General features: G+C 41.9%; 13 protein-coding genes. 4 read left to right on the forward strand and 9 right to left on the reverse strand.

Going from position 1 to position 21,349, the window contains the following annotated elements:
- Window positions 1-15: 15 nt before the first annotated feature.
- The 9 genes from I2I33_RS09510 to I2I33_RS09550 all read right to left on the reverse strand — a co-directional run bounded on the left by I2I33_RS09510 (window position 16) and on the right by I2I33_RS09550 (window position 15,981).
- Window positions 16-1,521: a DUF3868 domain-containing protein gene (locus tag I2I33_RS09510; RefSeq protein WP_087421677.1), complete on the reverse strand. Its 1,506-nt coding sequence runs from the start codon at window positions 1,519-1,521 to the stop codon at window positions 16-18.
- 3 nt (window positions 1,522-1,524) lie between these two features.
- Window positions 1,525-2,100, reverse strand: a complete 576-nt coding sequence (locus I2I33_RS09515) for a DUF3575 domain-containing protein (protein WP_087421676.1) — start codon at window positions 2,098-2,100, stop codon at window positions 1,525-1,527.
- 25 nt (window positions 2,101-2,125) lie between these two features.
- Window positions 2,126-3,787 carry a hypothetical protein gene (locus tag I2I33_RS09520; protein ID WP_087421675.1) on the reverse strand — a complete coding sequence of 554 codons (1,662 nt, stop codon included), beginning with the start codon at window positions 3,785-3,787 and terminating at the stop codon, window positions 2,126-2,128.
- 6 nt (window positions 3,788-3,793) lie between these two features.
- Window positions 3,794-6,760, reverse strand: coding sequence for a hypothetical protein (locus I2I33_RS09525; protein ID WP_140402605.1), 2,967 nt, complete (start codon window positions 6,758-6,760; stop codon window positions 3,794-3,796).
- A 466-nt stretch (window positions 6,761-7,226) separates the two neighbouring features.
- On the reverse strand, window positions 7,227-10,763 hold the full coding sequence (gene nifJ, locus I2I33_RS09530; protein WP_087421896.1) for a pyruvate:ferredoxin (flavodoxin) oxidoreductase: 3,537 nt from the start codon (window positions 10,761-10,763) through the stop codon (window positions 7,227-7,229).
- Window positions 10,764-10,819: 56 nt separating this feature from the next.
- Window positions 10,820-11,995 carry an AAA family ATPase gene (locus I2I33_RS09535; protein ID WP_087421673.1) on the reverse strand — a complete coding sequence of 392 codons (1,176 nt, stop codon included), beginning with the start codon at window positions 11,993-11,995 and terminating at the stop codon, window positions 10,820-10,822.
- 219 nt (window positions 11,996-12,214) lie between these two features.
- Window positions 12,215-14,224 carry a transcription termination factor Rho gene (gene rho / locus I2I33_RS09540; protein ID WP_087421672.1) on the reverse strand — a complete coding sequence of 670 codons (2,010 nt, stop codon included), beginning with the start codon at window positions 14,222-14,224 and terminating at the stop codon, window positions 12,215-12,217.
- Between the two features lie 126 nt (window positions 14,225-14,350).
- Complete coding sequence (rsmG, locus tag I2I33_RS09545; RefSeq protein WP_087421671.1) at window positions 14,351-14,977, reverse strand: 16S rRNA (guanine(527)-N(7))-methyltransferase RsmG; 627 nt, start codon at window positions 14,975-14,977, stop codon at window positions 14,351-14,353.
- A gap of 11 nt (window positions 14,978-14,988) precedes the next feature.
- Window positions 14,989-15,981 (reverse strand): lysylphosphatidylglycerol synthase transmembrane domain-containing protein, encoded by a 993-nt coding sequence (locus I2I33_RS09550; RefSeq protein ID WP_164719794.1) that lies wholly within the window; start codon window positions 15,979-15,981, stop codon window positions 14,989-14,991.
- A 129-nt stretch (window positions 15,982-16,110) separates the two neighbouring features.
- Between I2I33_RS09550 and rsmA the strand changes: the two genes are divergently transcribed.
- The 4 genes from rsmA to I2I33_RS09570 all read left to right on the forward strand — a co-directional run bounded on the left by rsmA (window position 16,111) and on the right by I2I33_RS09570 (window position 21,181).
- Complete coding sequence (rsmA, locus tag I2I33_RS09555; RefSeq protein ID WP_087421669.1) at window positions 16,111-16,881, forward strand: 16S rRNA (adenine(1518)-N(6)/adenine(1519)-N(6))-dimethyltransferase RsmA; 771 nt, start codon at window positions 16,111-16,113, stop codon at window positions 16,879-16,881.
- Window positions 16,882-16,891: 10 nt separating this feature from the next.
- Window positions 16,892-18,259 (forward strand): magnesium transporter, encoded by a 1,368-nt coding sequence (gene mgtE, locus I2I33_RS09560; RefSeq protein ID WP_087421668.1) that lies wholly within the window; start codon window positions 16,892-16,894, stop codon window positions 18,257-18,259.
- A gap of 139 nt (window positions 18,260-18,398) precedes the next feature.
- On the forward strand, window positions 18,399-19,706 hold the full coding sequence (locus I2I33_RS09565) for an acetyl-CoA hydrolase/transferase family protein (RefSeq protein WP_087421667.1): 1,308 nt from the start codon (window positions 18,399-18,401) through the stop codon (window positions 19,704-19,706).
- 128 nt (window positions 19,707-19,834) lie between these two features.
- Entirely contained in the window at window positions 19,835-21,181 is a 1,347-nt protein-coding gene (locus I2I33_RS09570) for a deoxyguanosinetriphosphate triphosphohydrolase (RefSeq protein ID WP_087421895.1), read from the forward strand.
- Window positions 21,182-21,349: the final 168 nt, after the last annotated feature.

The raw sequence follows: 21,349 nt of genomic DNA on the forward strand, positions 1-21,349 counted from the left end.
TAATTTCGTTATTCATTATTTTTTTCTTGACTTTATTTCAAGATCGGTTTGTTCTCTTTTTTCAAGTTCTTCCAGATTCTTCCCGGCAACCTCCAGTCCTGCATCCACCGCTACCTGCAGATACTTCCGGGCAGACTCGTAATCGTCCTTAAGCAAAGCTAACACTCCCGCCGCATTGGCATATTCCGGTAACTCCCGGTGATTTACTTGATCCAAATATCGTTCTGCAGTTTCAATATCCCGGCGCGAAAGAGCTGCCACCGCCGCATTAAGCTTGGCAATGTCATCCTCAGGGAATAATCTCACGGCTGTCTCGAATACGTTGATAAACTCTTTCGAACCATTCGGATAAGTATTTGCCACCAAGTACATCTCGTTAAGACTCAAATTTTGCGGCCGCACTTTCATAATCTCTTTGGCCTCCTCCACGTTGAAATTCTTAACGTGATACTCCACCTTACAAATAGCGACACGCAATTTGGGATAAACGTTTCTAAGCAAATAACGATAAGGCGCACCTCCCTGCAATCTCATCAAACGTTCTTTCCGTTCCTGCCCATCGTAATCATCAATAATCGATTCTACCGCTACTTTATAAGGCACGTCAAGATTCGTCAACGCCTTACGCAATCCTTCCCAGTTTTCACCCCCGAAAACGACATGATAAAGGGAAGGTGCAAAAGTGTAGCGTCTTGACAAATAGTTCTTCAATGCCAAAGCCCTTCCTTCTGACAACCGTTTATTACCAGCCAGAGAACCCTCGGGAGAGGCATAACCAATAAGATCCAAGCGATTAATCGTTATATCTTGATCGACACGTAATTCATCAATCATTGCCCGAATCTTCGCTAATTCCACGGGATTATTCATGTATTCCGGTTGAATATAAGTCTGATTCACCTCGAAATCCAGAAAAGCCTCCACCTGTTTCTCCCGGTTCTTAACGGGTTCAGGCACGGGTTGCACGTAAGCCATGTGGGGGATCACCCGATAAGGTTCCGGAATGAAATCCAATCTCACGGAATCGACAGTTTCCACTTCCATCCAAGCAATTTCCCCGCAACCGCACTCATCCTTTTGGACATCCAAGTACGCTTTGGCCATCCAAGGCTCGTAAGGCACGGTATGTCTATACTGAATCGTCCGGCTTTCAGGTTTCACGTTTCTCTCAACCAGATAAGGTATTGCACGATCCGAACGTTCCGAGTTACTCATCAAAGCAAGTATTCGCTCGTAAGTTGCATACTCGTTACGTCCTTTAAGCGAAACTTTCGGGAGTTCCAGCGTGTCGGAAGACGCCACTAACCGGGGAATAATATCAACGGCTCCGGCAGACTTCACTTTAACCTGATCCAAGATAATATCCATCTCCACGTAAAGCATTTCACCCGCTTGTAACACCCGCACCGGTTTTACACTTATTGTTCCCACATAAGAGGGTCTTGACTGGGCCATCGAAGTTAATGTTCCCAATAAAAGGACCATCAACACGCAAGCCATATATCGTAACATGATTCTCATTCTTTACTTGATTAAATAGATTAATGATATACCAACTTTTGTAGGGCCGAAATAATCACGATTACCGGATTTTAGCCGGGTACCACATACCGCACAAGGATACTTGTCATAAACGATCCGGGCATATCCTAGCCCGAGAGTAGCCTCTATACCCCAACGTCTTTTTAATATCCAAGCATGACCGATAGAAATCCCGGCACCATAAAGATGTCCCTCGTAACGGTTCTGTTGCATATTCTTGCTTATGAAAGACCAATTGGGTAAACTACCGACATTAAAATCAGCATAATGGGCATGTAACCCGATAAAAGTACGTCGGAAACGTTCACAAAACCAGTAACGAACTTCGGGCTGTATTCCCCAGTGCCGTAACCGCATACCATCGCTAAATTTCCAAGGATTCACGTTCACGGGAACATCAAGCGTCCACTTCCGAGCCAAGCCGAGTTCCACCCCAAGATTAAAAGTAGCTGTTGCATCATATAGCAGGTTACTTTTTACCGCAACTTTCTGTGCCTGCATTTCGGAAATGGCACAACAAGCAAGTAAAAAAATAAATATCAATCGTAGTTTCTTCATAGTTTCATTTTATAGTTGATTCACATCAAGAGGCTATTACCGCTTGAGTTATATAAACTTTTATTCTTTGAGTTGAACCTTTACCTACCGCAACATATACAACTCCAACCCTCTTGCCAGATCCATTCCTCTCTACATTCAAGTTGATCTTTCCATCATCCACGTATATGTAATCCGGATCATTACGTACCCCTCCTTCCCCGGGAGATAATTTCAGCCAAGTATGACTCGCGTAATCTTCCACGTGGGCGGAAACATAATACCCGTTATCAATAAACTGGTTAATTACTCTCGCCACACCGGATAGCATATCGTTCCTTCTGACCGTTATCACTTTTCTTAGATTACCAAGATATAGTTCGATCTCTCCCGAGGTAAAACCGGCCAGCATCTTTATTTTCACCTCGTAAGGAGAATCTGTTGAAACCGGGATCTTACCATTAGCAGGAGCAACAATCTCCAGCCCACTCGTAAGCGAAGTTATCGTTCTTTTATCCGGAAATGTTGTCTTACAATCCGTTATCATGGTAAAAGCGGTATAGGTGTCACTTGTACCCGCAGAGGCGTAAATCTCGAAATGAGAATTGGTCACCCCTAGATAATACTCGTTATTACTCATGATCTCGTAACCCGCTTGATCCTGTACCAAAATAGTATAATTCAGATTGGTATTAGATGCCAACGAAGCTTTTACATCTGCAATTGTACCGTATCCCATCCCTTTAACAGAAGTAATCGTGAAAATGTATTCCGTGTTACGCTGAAGATTCAACATATCCAGGTGATCATCCACAAGAGCCATTTTGTAAAAGAACGGATCGTTCATATAACGTCCCCGAATAATAAGATAGGTATTATTTGACAATGTATGTGTCTCGTAAACATAAAGGGGATTATTCCCTGTCGTTTGCTCACCCACAACGATCGTTTCTGCATTCGCAATATTTGAACTATACAGATTATCTACTCTATATTCCACTAAATTTCCAGCTCCAATACTTTGTTTCAAGGTTCCATTTAAATTATATAATCTTGACTCTTTAGCAACATTTGTCACCGTTGTAATTCCCTCCAATACAAAATCCGGGTCTGTGTTCCGTACAATGATTTTCCCGACAACACGTTTCAATTGTACTTGGGGTATTGTCACGCTGGCATCGATCTTAGTCACATCAACCAAATCGCTCATAGGCAATTTTTGTCCGACATAAGGCACCGTCATTTGCGGATCGGTCAATGCTGCCGTAAGCAAGTTCTCACTTGCATAAGTAAATGTCTTATTTTCCAGACAAGTATTAAAATTCTCTGCGGTAAATGCATATAACGTGTTTCCCACATAGAAACCACTTGACTGATTCGCCAGTATCAATAACCGACAAGCCACGGTTTGTTCCGTCAGGTAAACGTAAGTTTTACCGTTAAGCTCATCAGCCTGAACTGCCTCCACAAATTCAGCATCCCCATTGGTTCCTCGAAAAACAAGTACCCAAGGTCGTTGGTCTACATTAGTTTCATCCGCCCCGGCCCGGGAAACAGGCAGCCCGTAGGCCCCAATCCGGGTGAAAAGCTCAAACCTGATCTTTTCTTCCGTGACCACAGGCCCACCTCTCTCCTCTTCCCGTATTGAACAAGTCGAGAAGGATAACAGCAGCGTGAATAAAACTAATATATATCTATACTTATACATCTCTTATTAATTTGAGCTTATTTCATCTTTTACACAACGGATAGAATGACCAAATTCCGGTAGCGTATGTAAATGGCCAGGATTCCAACTGCCAATTTCAACTGCCCAAACAGACCGGACAATGATTCCATCCCAAGTTGGAGTTTTAGGTGCCGTCGAAGAACTCCAATAATACGCAGCTTCTCCTGCATACTCCAATTGCCCTGCCGTATTCTTTCTCCGCCCGGAAGCCGGGAAAAAGACGGAGGCATTCGTCTCCGGATTATAAACTATTGTTCCTCGATAAGCCACGCTAGGACTATTTACGGCAACTCCAACCTGAACAGAACTCGTCGTTGATGACTGAATCTTTTTCGGTCGCCGGTCAAAGTAACCGTCGGCATATAACCCGAACAACAAGAAAATATCTGTATTTGCCTGGTAAGCAGGCGAGGTTCTTTCTCTAACAGCTGTTCTCTCTTGAGAAGTTCCGGCCCCAACTTTAACTTGCTCGTTTCCCGGAACAGTTTCCCCCTTCCAAGGATTCTTCCATAGAGATTGCCTCCATTCAGAAAAAGCGATATTACCAGAACTATTTGTCTGACTCACTGTCTTACCATCAATATCAACATAAACACCATTCCATTTATAATTCGGATAAGGCCCGTTGTACGAAATTTGATTCGTGTACCCGTCCGTTGGTCTATGATACCCCGGAGGACAGATCTCAAACTCATTTCCATACCCATACTCGTAGTCTGTCGTCGCTCCCGCTCCCGAAGATGCCCATATCGGAATTTTATTTATAGCTTGATCACTCGCCCAGTATCCCGTGGGAGAAGTCCCGTTAAATGGCTGGGCCGGATGATAAGCCCGACGAAAGTAAGCAAGAAAAGTATTATCTGCCTTGTTTACCCCCCATTGATAGAAAGTTCCGGCCTGAGTCGGATAATCAACAAATTCCGCTCCTTTTTTATCCGTTTGCTCATATAATTCGACATAATTCTGATCCTTATTTTTCATTTTCGGATCTATCAAGTTAAATGGAGAAACTTTTCTGGCATAACTCCGCTGCACGCCACTCAAAGGTCCGCTGGCAATTGATGTTCCTTTATTCATAATATAGTCGTCAGCCTCTCCTTGTCGTAAATAAAGTTTATACGAAACCTCCCAATTGGCAGTAGCATAAGTTACTGTAAGCGTGGCATACTTAGGCGTTTTCTCTCCTGTATTTCCTGAATTATTATTCGCCTCCCGCCAAGCTACACGGAAATAAATTCGGCCTTTACCTTTTATTTCGGTTCCATCACTAACCAATTCTTCTGTTTTATATTCATTCGGACGCACAGGGTATAACTCTGGCCTTCCCGGATTATCCGTCCCGGCATAAGGATCAAAACTCGGTGTCGTACTCAAGATAACTTGACCTTTATATGAATTATCAACTTTCACATTCCAGAATCCAAGAGCCCCGTCCGTTCGTTTAGGTAACTGCATCGAAATAATTCGTTCACCTGTTTCATTTTCTCGGAAGAAAGCACCGATATATGTATACCCATCCCACGGATTAGCTGCGAAATGTATTCCATTCTGGCTTGTATTTACAGTGATTTCTCTTTGCAGGCTATTTCCCCCATTCTCATCTTCCGCCGACAACACAAGCCGGAATACAGTAGAACGCCCATTAGGATTCGTTTGAAAAGTCGCCATATCCATGTTATATTCGTCTAACAAAATATCCATGTATCCGGAACCTTTACCACTTACCGCATCGTAAGTATACGCGAAACGACTTGTTGAAGCCTCTCCTGTTCCAAGCACAAGATCATTAAATACTTTACCCGTTTCCATGGTCTGCGACCCACTCCCGACAATCACGTTGGGTAACACTTTTACCACGGGCATATTGGATGAAAATGTAATCCGGGCTCCATTATAATCAGTAATATTCACGTTTATGTCAGAAACATTCAAATACCGATTCTGAACTTGCCAGTCATGTTGCTCTTCTCCCCAGGGTGTTACCTGGATATTAAGATTCAAAGGAGCCTTAATCGTACCGGTAAGTAAAAGTGCAGAATTATAAGGTAAAGTGTAGTTATCCTTCGAGGCTCCAGCCACTCCCTTGGTCTGTATTTTCAAGTGACAAGAAGGGCTATACCGATTCTCCATATCAACTTTTAATGTAATAGCCTTGCTGTCGTCATCTTCAGGAGAAAAATTACTGAACGGTAATATGAACCGAGTGATTTTCTTTACCCACACGATACCACGAGATTGTTGTTCCAAGCTGGGAGAAACACTCGTGAAATAGCCGGCATCGTCTGTCAATGTAAAGTTCCGGTTCTTACTTCTACCAAGCGAGGCATTACTTGCTGACATCAACGTGATCCCTTCCGGAAGATTATAAAAAGTAATTCCTTTAAAATAATCCGTTAAATCCTCTTCTCCTTCCAATACAATATCTACGCGAGTACCAAGCCGTTCCAATTGCAATTCTATCAGACTCTGTATTTCCCCTCCATCAACTCTCGCTCCACCCCGGTTAGGAAGAACCTCTACATTCTTTAATTCTTGAAACATCGGAACGGGTACATCAGATCTAAAAGCTTGTTCGGGATACGTGATATTTCCAAGATCAGCGTAGTCATTAATCCCATTCAAACCATCCAAAATACTCACTAAGTTCGGTTCATTTGCCAAAAACACGAAATCATATACACCCTCATCAATAGGATGATTGATCACATCGTTCAATTCTGCACTATACAATTTATTGCTTACACATTGTCCCGTGCTTTTCTTGAACGCAAGTATCCTAAGATTCTTAATCTCATTATCAAGCGGGTCTGTTGAACTTAACAAACTGTTCCCTCGCACCTGTAAATAGGCCGATGCATTCTCTGTATCATCTGCGCTCAAACGCTCTTCGATACAAGACACCAGTAGAACAGATGCCAAAATTATCCCCAATATATGTATTTTCTTAATCATTCCTTCCAACTACAAATAGTCTAATATACACTCATCAAATTGAGATAAACAAAAAGGTTTTATTTTACTTCTAACAACCCCAGCATGATCAAAATACTCTCAATCATCATTTCTACTTGAAATAAGTAACTGTAATTATCATCTACCAAAAAATACCTAATTATTATCCATTATTCCTTCTCATTTTATACAATACAAAAATACTTTCAGTAAATCAAGAATTAGTACTATTTATAGTGTATTTACAATCTATCGTGCCTCTAATGAAGTAATTAAAATTAACAGCTGAACCGTATTTAGGTAATTTCATCGTATGCGGGTGCGTTTTGTTTCGTTTTTCAGAATACAGTAAAATGAAGACACGGATAATACAAAAGAGTCGTGTTTATGGCTTGCCAGTGGAATCTACAAAAAAATCGCCCGGAAATAATTCCGGGCGATCTTCTTCTATTATTAACGTGAGACATTACTCTCCATATTTCATTTCTGCACGGCGTTTGTAACCTTCATAACGCCATTTAGCATCAGACTGGGTCTTAGCAAATAATTTCTCGGCTTCTTCCGGGGCTGCTTTCAACAAGGAGTTGAAACGAACCTCACCCATCAGATAATCGCGGAATTTGCTATAATCCGGTTCTTTAGAATCCAACTGGAATGGATTCTTACCCTCTTCCTCCAAAGTAGGATTATAACGGTACAATTGCCAGTATCCACATTCAACAGCCTTCTTCTCTTCAGCCTGAGATTTACCCATGCTTGCTTTCAACCCGTGGTTAATACACGGAGCGTAAGCGATGATCAATGAAGGTCCATCATAAGCCTCTGCCTCTTTCAATGCTTTCAGGTATTGAGCTTGGTTAGATCCCATAGCAACTTGTGCAACATACACATAACCATAAGACATTGCCATTGCACCCAAATCCTTCTTGCGAACACGTTTACCGCTGGCAGCAAATTTAGCCACGGCACCAACAGGGGTTGATTTAGAAGATTGACCTCCAGTATTGGAATACACCTCGGTATCAACCACTAATACATTCACGTTGTGACCGCTTGCTAATACGTGATCCAAACCACCGTAACCGATGTCATAAGCCCATCCGTCACCACCGAAGATCCATTGAGATTTCTTCGTGAAGTAAGCCTTCAATTCCAAAATTTCTTTAGCGATAGCTGAATTTTCTTTAGCTAAAGCAGCAGACATATTGTCGCTGACAGCTAAAGTCTTCTCTCCATCCTCGAAAGCAGCAAGCCATTCGTTAACAGCAGTCTGAGTTTCGGCAGAGAAACTTGACAAGTTCTCTTCCAACAATCTCTTAGCACGGTCACGCAAACGGTTATTACCCTCTGCCATTCCAAGACCATACTCGGCATTATCCTCGAACAATGAGTTAGCCCAAGCTACACCACGTCCTGATTGATAATTCTTGCAATACGGAGTTGAAGGAGCAGAACCACCATAGATTGAGGTACATCCGGTAGCATTAGCCACCATCATTCTCTCTCCGAACAATTGAGTAATTAACTTAATATACGGAGTCTCACCACAACCGGCACAAGCTCCGGAGAACTCGAACAAAGGTTGTTGGAACTGAGAATTCTTCACGTTATTCGGCTCAACTACTTTCTTGTAGCCAACCTTCTTATCCATGTATTCGAAACGAGCGATTTCAGATTCTTGAGATTCAAGCGGCTTCATGATCAATGCTTTCTCCTTAGCCGGACAAACATCGGCACAGTTACCACAACCCGTACAATCTAACGGAGATACTTGAATCTTAAACTTCAATCCTGCAAGTTCTTTACCGATAGCCGGTTTGGTTTCTGTTCCTGCAGGAGCAGCAGCCAATTCAGCGTCAGAAATCAAGAACGGACGAATAGCAGCGTGAGGACAAACGTAAGCACATTGATTACATTGAATACAATTATTCACTTGCCATTCCGGTACGTCAATAGCGATACCACGTTTCTCGAACTTGGAAGTTCCGGCAGGGAAAGTTCCGTCTTCACGTCCAGCAAATGCACTAACAGGAAGATCATCCCCTTTTTGTGCGTTCATCACGTCAACCACGTTACGGATAAATTCCGGACGGTTTTCGTCACAAACACAGGCTTCATCTTTCAAATTTTTCCATTCAGCAGGAACGGCAACTTTCACTACGTTTTCAGCTAAACCACCTGCATCAACAGCAGCATAGTTCATCTTCACGATAGCCTCTCCTTTCTTTCCGTATGACTTGTCGATAGCTTTCTTCATCTCGCTAACAGCCAAATCGTAAGGAATCACGTTCGTGATTTTAAAGAATGCAGACTGCATGATCGTGTTCGTACGGTTACCCAAACCTAATTGCTGACCGATTTTCGTTCCGTTGATAATATAGAAATTAATCTCATTTTCAGCCAAATAACGTTTCATCGCATTCGGAAGGTGCTCGCCGACCTCTTTTTCATCCCAAAGAGAGTTTAACAAGAAAGAACCACCTTTCTTCAAACCTTTCAATACATCATACATATGAATGTATGCAGGCACGTGACAAGCCACGAAGTCAGGAGTAGTTACCAAATAGGTTGAACGAATAGGATCATCCCCGAAACGAAGGTGAGAAGCCGTAAAACCTCCTGATTTCTTAGAGTCATAAGCGAAGTAAGCTTGACAATATTTATTAGTAGCTCCACCGATAATTTTGATAGAGTTTTTATTAGCACCTACAGTACCATCAGAACCTAATCCATAGAATTTAGCCTCATACATGTGGTCTGAGTTCACTTTTACTTCCGGTTCAATAGGAAGAGAACGGAAGGTTACATCATCCACAATACCAAGAGTGAATTGATTCTTCGGCTCGTTCATAGCCAAGTTCTTGTAAACAGCAATGATTTGTCCCGGAGTTACATCCTTAGAACCTAATCCATAACGTCCGCCAACGATCATCGGGGCATTCTTCTGGCCATAGAACACGTCTTTCACGTCAAGATACAACGGATCTCCGTTTGCACCCGGCTCTTTCGTACGGTCAAGCACTGCAATACGTTTTACCGTAGCAGGAACAGCTTCCATGAAATATTTAGCAGAGAACGGACGATACAAATGAACAGCGATCATACCCACTTTCTCGCCATTAGCAAGCTTGTAATCGATCACCTCACGGATAGTCTCGGTCACAGACCCCATGGCGATAATGATATTCTCGGCATCTTTAGCCCCGTAATAAACAAACGGACGATAAGTACGACCGGTTATCTTGGACATTTCATCCATGTAATTAGCCACGATGTCAGGTACTGCATCATAGAATTTGTTAGCAGCCTCTCTACCCTGGAAATATACGTCCGGATTTTGAGCGGTTCCCTTTGTTACAGGGTTCTCAGAATTCTGAGCCCGGTCACGGAACTCCTGCAAAGCCTTCATGTCAACTAAGCCACGAATATCTTCCATATCCAACTCTTCGATCTTCTGGATCTCGTGAGAAGTACGGAAACCATCAAAGAAATTAACGAAAGGAACTCTTGACTTGATTGCAGTCAGGTGTGATACAGCAGAAAGATCCATTACTTCTTGCACAGAACCGGAAGCCAACATAGCAAACCCAGTTTGGCGAGCAGCGTAAACGTCTGCATGATCTCCGAAAATAGAAAGTGCATGAGCAGCCAAAGCACGGGCACTCACGTGGAAAACACAAGGAAGTAACTCACCTGCAATCTTGTACATATTAGGAATCATTAATAATAATCCCTGAGAGGCCGTATAAGTCGTGGTTAACGCACCAGCTTGCAAAGAACCGTGAACAGCTCCGGCAGCACCTGCCTCTGATTGCATTTCCATCACTCTTACAGTCTCCCCGAACAGGTTCTTTCTACCTTTAGCAGCCCATTCGTCTACATACTCTGCCATCGGAGACGACGGAGTAATAGGATAGATACACGATACCTCGCTGAACATATAAGCTACATGAGCAGCGGCCGCGTTACCATCACATGTGATAAATTTCTTTTCTTTTGCCATTTTTTTAAACATTAACTAACAATAGTTGATCACTCTATTTAAGATTTTTACTTCTCTCAATACACAAAACCGGCAAGCCACAAGGGTATAACATTCTTTTTACCTCGTTCGATCATATCGGTCATCAGAATTACTGAATCCCGGACTCGCCCTTTATCTCCTTGTTGCCGTACAGAAATCTCGTATTTCTGGTTCACGAATAAATCTTCATTTCCCGAAAAATTCAATCTTGCCACGGCACATAATTGACTAATTAAAAATGTTTTCCGAATCATCAATGAATCCGTCTGATCCAGACAAACCGCATTCAGCAAATTGGGATTATGCAAAAATACTTGATTCGGTTTTAGCCCGTTCTCATCATCACTTTCCCGATCAAACAACAAAGTCAACAACCGAGCATTCTTCATGTAATGCAGGTAATTTAACACCGTTGCACGAGAAACACCGATCTGCGCACTCAGCTTACTGATATTAATATTACTATTACCATTCGCCACGATAAAAAGCAATTGTTTCAGTTTCGTCAAGTACTTCAGTTCGATCTGATTATTGTACGGAATATCAAACTCCAATGTTAAGTTGATGTTTTTCAGTAAATAATCAATATGTGATTTCTCCTCCAAATATATAGGATAATAACCATATTTCAAATAGTTATTAAAAAAAGCTAACGGACGCACCTTTTCAAGAATATCGTTCACGATTTCCTCGTGATGTTCCACGATTTCCTCAAAAGAATAAACGGAAAACTTATATCCCGTTTCTAACTCCAAAAACTCCCGAAACGACAAACCGCTCAGGTTGTACATCTCCACGATTCCATGCAAATATTTGTTGGATTTGACCCGTAAAATAGAAGATGCGGTGAAAACGATCTGCAAATCAGGGAAACGATCGTAAGCCTCCCGCAATTCCCGGTCCCAGTTTGGATACTTATGGATCTGATCCAATAACAATACTTTCCCTCCCAGCTTGTAGAAACGTTCCACGAAATTAAACAATCCTTCCATCGCAAAGAACAAGTTATTGATGTTCACGTAAAGACAAGAAGGATCGTCCTTGTAATGATCCTTGCAAAAGTCTAGTAGGAAATTGGTCTTCCCCACACCACGACTTCCCTTTATCGCAATCAACCGGGCACGAGAATCTATCGTATCCAATAAACCACGACGGATAGCCGACGTCCTTTCTTTCATCAGGATCTTATGCGTGTTACGTAAACTCTCCATTTTTTATTCTTTGCAATGCAAAGGTAATAAAAAAAGCATGGTTTTGTAATCTACATGTTGCAAAACATACATTTCATACACCCCAAATGAACGTTCATTCACACATAACCCGCTACAGCATTGCGATATAAGCACGTACTTAAAATGATTCTATATTTGAGGCATCAAAAAAGCGAGTCCATTATGAACCCGCTTTTCCATATTATAAAACTTATAAAACTATTTATCATTCATCGAGATCAAGAATTCCTCGTTAGATTTCGTCTTTTCCAAACGATCCTTCACGAATTGCATTGCCTCAACAGAATTCATATCCGTCAAATAGTTACGCAAAATCCAGATACGGTTCAACGTGTAGTCCTCCAACAACAAGTCATCACGACGCGTACTTGATGCCGTAATATCCACAGCCGGGTAAATACGACGGTTGGACAACTTGCGGTCCAACTGCAACTCCATATTTCCAGTACCCTTGAATTCCTCGAAAATCACGTCGTCCATTTTTGAACCGGTCTCTGTCAACGCGGTTGCCAGAATCGTCAACGAACCACCATTTTCGATATTACGGGCTGCACCAAAGAACCGTTTCGGTTTGTGTAATGCATTTGCATCCACACCACCGGAAAGCACCTTTCCGGATGCAGGAGATACCGTGTTATAAGCACGAGCCAGACGAGTAATTGAATCCAACAGGATCACCACGTCATGCCCACATTCTACCATACGCTTAGCTTTTTCCAACACGATATTGGCCACCTTCACGTGACGCTCTGCCGGCTCGTCGAAAGTAGAGGCAATCACCTCCGCATTCACGCTACGAGCCATATCGGTTACCTCTTCCGGACGCTCATCAATCAACAGGATAATCAAATACACTTCAGGATGATTGGCTGAAATTGCGTTAGCAATTTCTTTTAGCAACATCGTCTTACCTGTTTTCGGCTGAGCCACGATCAAACCGCGCTGTCCTTTACCGATCGGGGCAAACATATCCACCACACGAGTAGAAATCGTAGCCCGCCCACTTCCGGTAAGATTGAATTTTTCATTCGGGAAAAGCGGGGTCAAGTGATCAAACGGGATTCGGTCACGCACCGCTTCCGGAGACTTCCCGTTAATTTTCGATACTTTAATCAACGGGAAATACTTCTCTCCTTCTTTCGGGGGACGCACGGTTCCTTCCACCGTGTCACCCGTTGACAAACCAAATAACTTGATCTGACTTTGAGACACGTAAATATCATCCGGAGAATTCAAGTAATTATAATCAGAAGATCTAAGGAATCCATACCCGTCAGGCATGATTTCCAACACACCCGAGTTTAATATAATTCCCTCGAACTCGTAATATTTATCGCGTTTGTCAAAACGCATCTTGTTTTGAGTTTCTCTTTTTTCTTCAAACTCAGCAGGAACGCTTTCATAATTTTCATTTTCAACCTCTTCCTTAACGCCAGATTCATTTTCGACATCTTCAAAATCATTCTCTTCCACATCTTGACGAATGGTTTCTTCATCTCTCTCAACACGTCTATTCCGTTTTACAAACTTCGGACGGCTGGGTCTTTCTGCCACCTGTTCCTCTTTAACTACCTCTTCAACCGCCTTCTCCTCTTTCACCTCTTCTTTACCTTCTTCACTTTTCACCTCTTCTCGATTGGTTTGTTTCCGGTTACGCTTATCAAAAAATTTACGGTCTTGCTTTTGCCCGGCTTGCTCACGTTTAGGAGCCTCTGAAGTTTCATTCTTTACTTCCGTTTCCTGTGGTTCTGCAACAACCTCTCCTTTTTTCTCTACAACAATACCGTTTTCCGTACGACTGAAAACCAGATCCTTATCCAAAATATCACTATGCACGACATTGATCGGCTGCACTTCCTCTACGGGTAAAACTGTATCTTTCTTTTCGGGAGCCTCTTTGACAGTTTCATTTTGGTTTTTCTCCTGTTTCGCATCGGCCTTCTTATCTTTATTCCGATTAAATTTGGCCAATCCACCTTTGGAATCTCCCACTTTTTCAGCACCTCCCCTTATCACTCTCACGCGAGGTTTCTTCTCCTTCGGTTCAACGGGAGCTGTTTCCTCGGTAGCAATCATGGCTTGCTGATCTAAAATTTTGTATATTAATTCTTTCTTTTTAAAGGATTCAATCCTTTTAACATTCAGTTCTTTTGCAATTTGACGCAAATCTGAAAGTAACTTTTCATTCAGTTCTAAAATATCGTACATATAGTCACGTTATATTTGGATAATTCTCATTACGTAAGTAAAATCACCCGGCATGAACCAGGTGGAAATGTAAACTGCGACAAATTTAAGAAGAATTCTTCTTATTCCCAAATCGTTAATAGAAAATTATTTGAGGAATTTCATATAAATTAATTTCTTCGTTTCGAAAAACTCTTCCTCAAAAAAATCAGGAATATTATAAACAGAAATTTTATCCTTGAAATCCCGAATCTCTTCTTCAAAATCCCCTCCCTTCAGATACAAAATCCCATTGGACAAATCGTTGAAACTATTCTCTTGAATACGCTTTCTGGTCAAGGCTACAAAAGCCGGAAAAGCCGTCACGGCACGACTCACGATGAAATCAAATTTTTCTTTCATCGTCTCTACTCTCAATTGCCTTGCTATCACATTTTTTAAGCCTAAAGCTCCTGCAACGCCCTCTACCACTTTAATTTTCTTCCCGATAGAATCTACCAGGAAAAAATCTACCTCAGGAAACATAATAGCCAACGGAATTCCGGGAAAACCTCCTCCCGTTCCGACATCCAACACTTTTGTCCCCGCTTTGAAAGAAATCACCTTTGCTATCGCCAAAGAATGTAAAACATGATGCACGTTCAAAGCATCTATATCTTTCCTCGAAATCACATTGATCTTTTCATTCCATTCCCGGTAAAGCCCCTCCAATTGTTGGAACTGTTCCAATTGTCTCTCACTTAACCCGGTAAAATATTTTTCAACAATATCCATAAACATGAAATTTACTTCCGATTATATATTGGCAAGAATAACAAACACAACACGCCTACCACGATATACAACAATGTCATCGTGCCGTGAGTCAACAAAGCAAATGTCTTAGACAGGCTGGCAATTTCTTCCGTATGCGGTAAATAAATCATCAAAGCTGCAATCACCATGAAATGCCACGCACCCACGCCACCTTGTACCGGAGCCACCATCCCGTAACTGGAAAGAACAAACACGGTCAAACCAACCATCGGTCCCAAGTGAGAGGTGAACTGGAAACAGAAGAAACAAACGTATAGCATCAGAAAATACATCAGCCAGATAAAAATCGTATGACCGATAAATAACCACTTATGCTTCACGTCCTTCACGGTCAATAAACCTTCTTTCATTCCCGATAAAAAATGATGTAACCGGGTGAAGAAAGTACCTTTCCGTACAAACCAAAAGAAACCTGCCACCCCCACGATCAACACTCCCAACACCACGTAAGTCCATGGGGAATGAAACATCGTGTATAACTTTTGTTTAATCTCTTCATTATTATCCAGGAATATCCCGACCTGTTTAAATTGCGAAACGACAACAACCAAAGTAAGCAACAGCAACATAATCATGTCAAATACCCGCTCGGTAACAACCGTTCCCAATAACTTCGAGAATGGCACGTTTTCATATTTACTCACCACTCCACAACGGGTAAACTCACCCATCCGAGGAATCGCCATATTAGCAAAATAACCAATCATCACCCCCATAAAACTATTCATGAAAGAAATCCGGTATCCCATAGATTTCGTCAACATCTGCCAACGCAGAGAACGACTCACGTGGCTAAGTAAACCGAAAACAATCGCTACCCATATCCACGTATAATCGACATCATCACGCAAAACCTTCATCAAGTCATCGAAATTTTGATCTCGATACACCAGCCAGAACAAAAAAACTGTTACCAGCAAAAAGGCAAAAAACTTTATAACCTGTTTATAAAATGGCTTCATCCACAAAATTCGTCAAGATTGAGACTCTAATAATTTTCACAAATCAAAATAAAAGCATTATTTTGTAAGTCGTTTGCAAAAGTAAATAAATAATTGGAAGTTTAACCCATAACACCCTGAATTCATACTATGAGTATCGTTCGAGCAAAAAAACATCTGGGACAACATTTTTTGAAAGACCAAAACATCGCTTGTAAAATCACGGCGAGTTTACTACCTGTCACCAAAGGGGTACTGGAAATCGGGCCGGGTATGGGAGTACTGACACGTCATTTATTAAAAGATACGAAATTTTCCGTGCTTGCCATTGACATCGACCAGGAGTCCATTGACTACCTGCACGAAGAGCTACCTGCCCATAAAGAGCAGATTATTTACGGGGATTTTCTAAAATCGGATATTCGAAATTTCTACACAGAACCGTTTTCGATTATCGGGAATCTTCCTTATAACATCTCTTCGCAAATCTTTTTCCGTATCCTAGAAAACCGGGATCTAATCCCCCAAGTCGTCTGTATGATACAAAAAGAGGTGGCCGAACGCATCAGTGCCTCTCACGGGAACAAAACATACGGGATTTTAAGCGTATTCCTACAAACATTTTACGACATCGAGTATCTTTTCACCGTGGGAGAACAGGTTTTCGATCCACCACCAAAAGTTAAATCCGCCGTAATCCGACTCATCCGAAATAAAAGGGAAAAACTCGATTGTGACGAAAAACTTTTTTTCAATATCGTAAAATCAGGTTTCAATCAACGACGAAAAACCTTACGTAATTCTTTAAAATCAATTATTTCTCCGGATTTTGCCTCAGAAACGTTATCTTTGCGCCCGGAACAATTAAGTGTAGAGGATTTCATTACACTATGTAAAGAGATTCAGCAGGCAAACAAGTAATTGATGAACTATGCAACAGTTTGAACTCTCGGAAGAATTAGTTTCCCAGATAGAGGGACTGATAAAAGCGGATAATAAAGAAGATGTCGCCAAGTTGGTAGAACCTCTTCATCCGGCGGATATTGCCGAAATCATGAATGAATTGGACACCAAAGAAGCCCAATTCCTGTTTCTGTTGCTAGATGAAGAGAAAGCCGGAGACGTTCTGGCAGAAATCGAAGAAGACGAAAGACAACGATTTATCGATTCTTTTCCCCCGGAAGTTATAGCCAAACGTTTCGTGGATAACATGGACACGGACGATGCCGCCGACCTCGTGGGTAGTATGCCCAACGAACAGCAGCAAGAAGTTCTTTCACACATGGAAGACCTCGAACAAGCGGGAGACATCGTCGATCTGTTGCATTACGACGAAGATTCTGCCGGTGGACTTATGGGTAAAGAGCTAGTGAAAGTCAACGAAAATTGGACCGTCCTCACCTGTCTACGCGAACTTAGTCGACAAGCAGAGAACCTAGATGAAATATTTTACATCTACGTCGTTGATGACGACAACATCTTGAAAGGAAGACTTTCATTGAAAAAGATGATTCTTTCCCCGACATCTACCAAAATCCAAAGTATATATAACCCGGACGTAACCTACGTGACCACCGATGAACCAGCCGAATCCGTGGGACGTATCATGCAGAAGTACGATTTAGTCGCCATTCCCGTGGTTGATTCTATCGGACGTCTTGTCGGACGAATCACGATCGACGACGTGGTTGACGTGATCCGGGAAGAAGCAGAAAAAGACTACCAGATGATGTCCGGTATCTCGCAAGACGTGGAATCTTCCGACACGATCTGGGACCAAACGAAAGCTCGTCTCCCGTGGCTGATCATCGGTTTATTCGGAGGAATGCTTGCAGCTTATATGATTTCTTTCTACGAGGCAGACATTGCCTTATTCCCAGCAACAGCCATGTTCATTCCTGTTATCACCGCCATGGGAGGAAACGTGGGTATCCAGTCTTCCGCCATCGTGGTAAAAGGACTTGCCTCCAACACCCTGACATCAAAAAACATATTACAAAGTATCTCAAAAGAAATTTCATGTGCGGTCATAAATGCCTGCATCTGTTCTTCCATCATTTTTATCCTATCCCTTTGTTTCAACCTAACATCACTTGCCATGCCCATCACGGTAACTATATCCTTATTTATCGTGATCATGTTCGCATCCATGTTCGGTACAGCATTCCCGTTATTACTCAATAAACTAAAGATAGATCCGGCTCTAGCTACCGGACCGTTTATCACCCTAACGAACGACATCATCGGTTTGAACATTTATCTTTTCACGGGAAAGGCCATTCTAGGCTGGCTACTGTAAGTAAAAACCGTGTCACAAATTGAACACTAATAATTACGGAAAAAATTGTTTAATTAAAAGAGTGTTGTTAACTTGCACCCCTCTTTCAAGAGGTTAGCTAATAATTAAATCATAAGAAATCAAAACAAAATAACTTGCTATGTATCAAGGAATCAAAACAGTGTCATTTGAAGAGGCTGTAAAAGTTGTAAAATCCGGAGACCGGATTCACATTCACAGTGTGGCTTGTGCCCCCCAAGGTCTAATTCAAGCTCTTTGCAACAGAGGACGTGCAGGAGAATTGAGAGACGTCAAGTTGCAACACTTGCACACGGAAGGTAGTGCCCCGTATGCAGAAGCAGAATTCGAAGGAATCTTCTTCCTAGAATCCTATTTTGTGGGCAGTAACGTGCGTAAACCGACTCAAGAAGGATATGCAGATTATGTACCCGTTCATTTGAGTGAAACCCAGAAACTGATCAGAAGCGGTATTCACCCGGTTGATGTTGCTATGATCCAAGTTTGTCCCCCGGACAAACATGGTTTTGTATCCATGGGAACCTCTGTTGATGCCACGTTAGCTGCCGTACAGAATGCGAAAACAGTTATTGCTGTTATTAACCCGAATGTTCCGAGAGCATGGGGAGATGCTATCATCAAATTATCAGACATTGACATTTTCTGCGAGGACAATACCCCGCTTATCGAAGCTCATCCGGCAACGTTAACAGAACAAGATATTGCTATCGGTAAAAATGTAGCTTCCTTAATCGAGGATGGAGCTACCCTGCAAATGGGAATCGGAGCAATCCCCAATGCGGTACTTTCCCAATTAGGGAACCACAAAAACTTAGGTATTCACACGGAAATGTTTGCTGACGGTGTATTGCCCTTGTACGAAAAAGGTGTTGTCAACAACATGAATAAGAAATTCGACAAAGGTAAGATCGTATCAACCTTCTTGATGGGATCAAAAAGAGTATATGACTTCATCGATGACAACCCAGGAGTAGCCATGATGGATGTAGGTTACACGAACGATCCGTTCATCATCGCACAACAACCGAAAATGACGGCTATCAACTCTGCCCTTTCCGTTGACATCACGGGTCAAGTCAACGCAGACTCTTTGGGTATTAAATTTTACAGTGGTAGTGGCGGTCAATTAGACTTCATCCGCGGAGCAGCAGCCAGCGAAGGTGGAAAACCGATTATTGCATTACCGGCAGTAACAAACAAAGGTGTGAGTAAAATTTGCCCGACTTTGTTAAACGGAGCCGGAGTTGTTACTACTCGTTTCGATGTACACTACATTGTTACGGAATTCGGTATCGCAGACCTTTATGGTAAAACCCTTCAAGAAAGAGCAAAGACTTTAATCAATATTGCTCATCCCGATCACCGAGAAACGCTTGATAAAGCAGCATTCGAAAGATTTGGTAGTCACTACCACTTCATTTCAAAATAAAGATCGAAAGAGGAAGCAGTTTGCTTCCTCTTCTTTTTATTACTACATTTGTATAACCGTTACAGGTCTCCAATTGACATACTTTACTTAAACCTGTAACCTATAAATTTGTAATCTGAACTACCATGATGGACTGGAATAAATTATTATCATCGAGACGTTATCAACCGGGAAGTACTATCACCATGTTTCGCTCTCATGACCGATCACAATTTCAAAGAGACTACGATCGTTTAATCTTTTCCTCACCGTTTCGACGATTACAAAATAAAACACAAGTATTCCCGTTACCGGGCAATATCTTTGTACATAACCGTCTAACTCATAGCCTAGAAGTAGCTAGCGTGGGACGTTCGCTAGGAAACAAGATTGCACAATTTGTTAAAACCAAAGAGGCATTAGAGCACCCGGAAATCCTCGAAGAAATCGGTACCATTGTTAGTACGGCCTGTTTAGCTCACGATTTGGGGAATCCTCCTTTCGGACATTCCGGAGAAGAGGCTATTTCTTATTTTTTCACGGAAGGAGAAGGGCAATACTTGAAAAAACTCCTGACGGACGAGGAATGGGCTGACATCAGTCATTTCGAAGGTAACGCAAATGCTTTCCGGTTATTAACCCATAGCTTTAACGGACGCAGGCCAGGTGGTTACACGATGACCTTTACCACACTTGCATCCATTGTTAAATACCCATTTGAATCTAAAGCCTCCCTCAAAGGACATAAATACGGATTTTTCCAAAGTGAAAAAGAAATATACAAGGAAGTAGCCGAAGAACTTGGTATTATCCAACTTAACTCAAAACCTTTGCAATACGTCCGCCATCCACTCGTTTATCTGGTTGAAGCTGCCGACGATATTTGCTATCAGATCATGGATATTGAAGACTCTCACAAGCTAAAAATTCTATCCTATGATGAAACTACCCGAATACTTCTTAATTTCTACGACAAAGATACAGACAAGGAAGATTTAAAGACGATCTCCAGAACCTTCAAAATTGTCACGGACAAAAACGAATGTATCGCATTTCTACGTGCAGGTATTATTAATAAATTAATCAATGCCTGTGCAGACATCTTTTGCCAAAACTACGAGGCAATCATGAACGGAACCTTTCAAGGCAGCTTGATACATCACTTAACAGGCACCAATAAACAAGCCTATGAAACCTGTACCGAATTAGCCTATTCCCGGATTTATCACACGAATATCGTTACACAAATACAGATTGCAGGTTTCAAAATCCTTGCCACCATATTAAAAGAATATATTGATGCTGTTCTGAAACCAGAAACCTATTATGCCCGGAATATTCTATCCGTTATGCCAGAACAATACAAAGTTCATCAAGATGATTCCATTTACACGAAAATACAAACGGTAACGGATTACGTCTCAGGAATGACGGATTCTTACGCTTTAAATTTATATCGTAAAATAAAAGGTATCGAGTTACCAGAAATCAGATAAATTGCCTTCGGCAAGTCGCAAGTTAGCAGGTTCTCCACGATCGGAAGCGAGAGAAAATAAAAAAGAGCGAGTTTTTGAACTCGCTCTCTCTAAATTCGGCATCGACCTACTCTCCCACCCAAGGGCAGTACCATCGGCGCTAACGGGCTTAACTTCTCTGTTCGGGAT

Source organism: Butyricimonas sp. BSD2780061689_150309_C8 (genome assembly GCF_015560935.1).
Classification (GTDB): domain Bacteria; phylum Bacteroidota; class Bacteroidia; order Bacteroidales; family Marinifilaceae; genus Butyricimonas; species Butyricimonas paravirosa.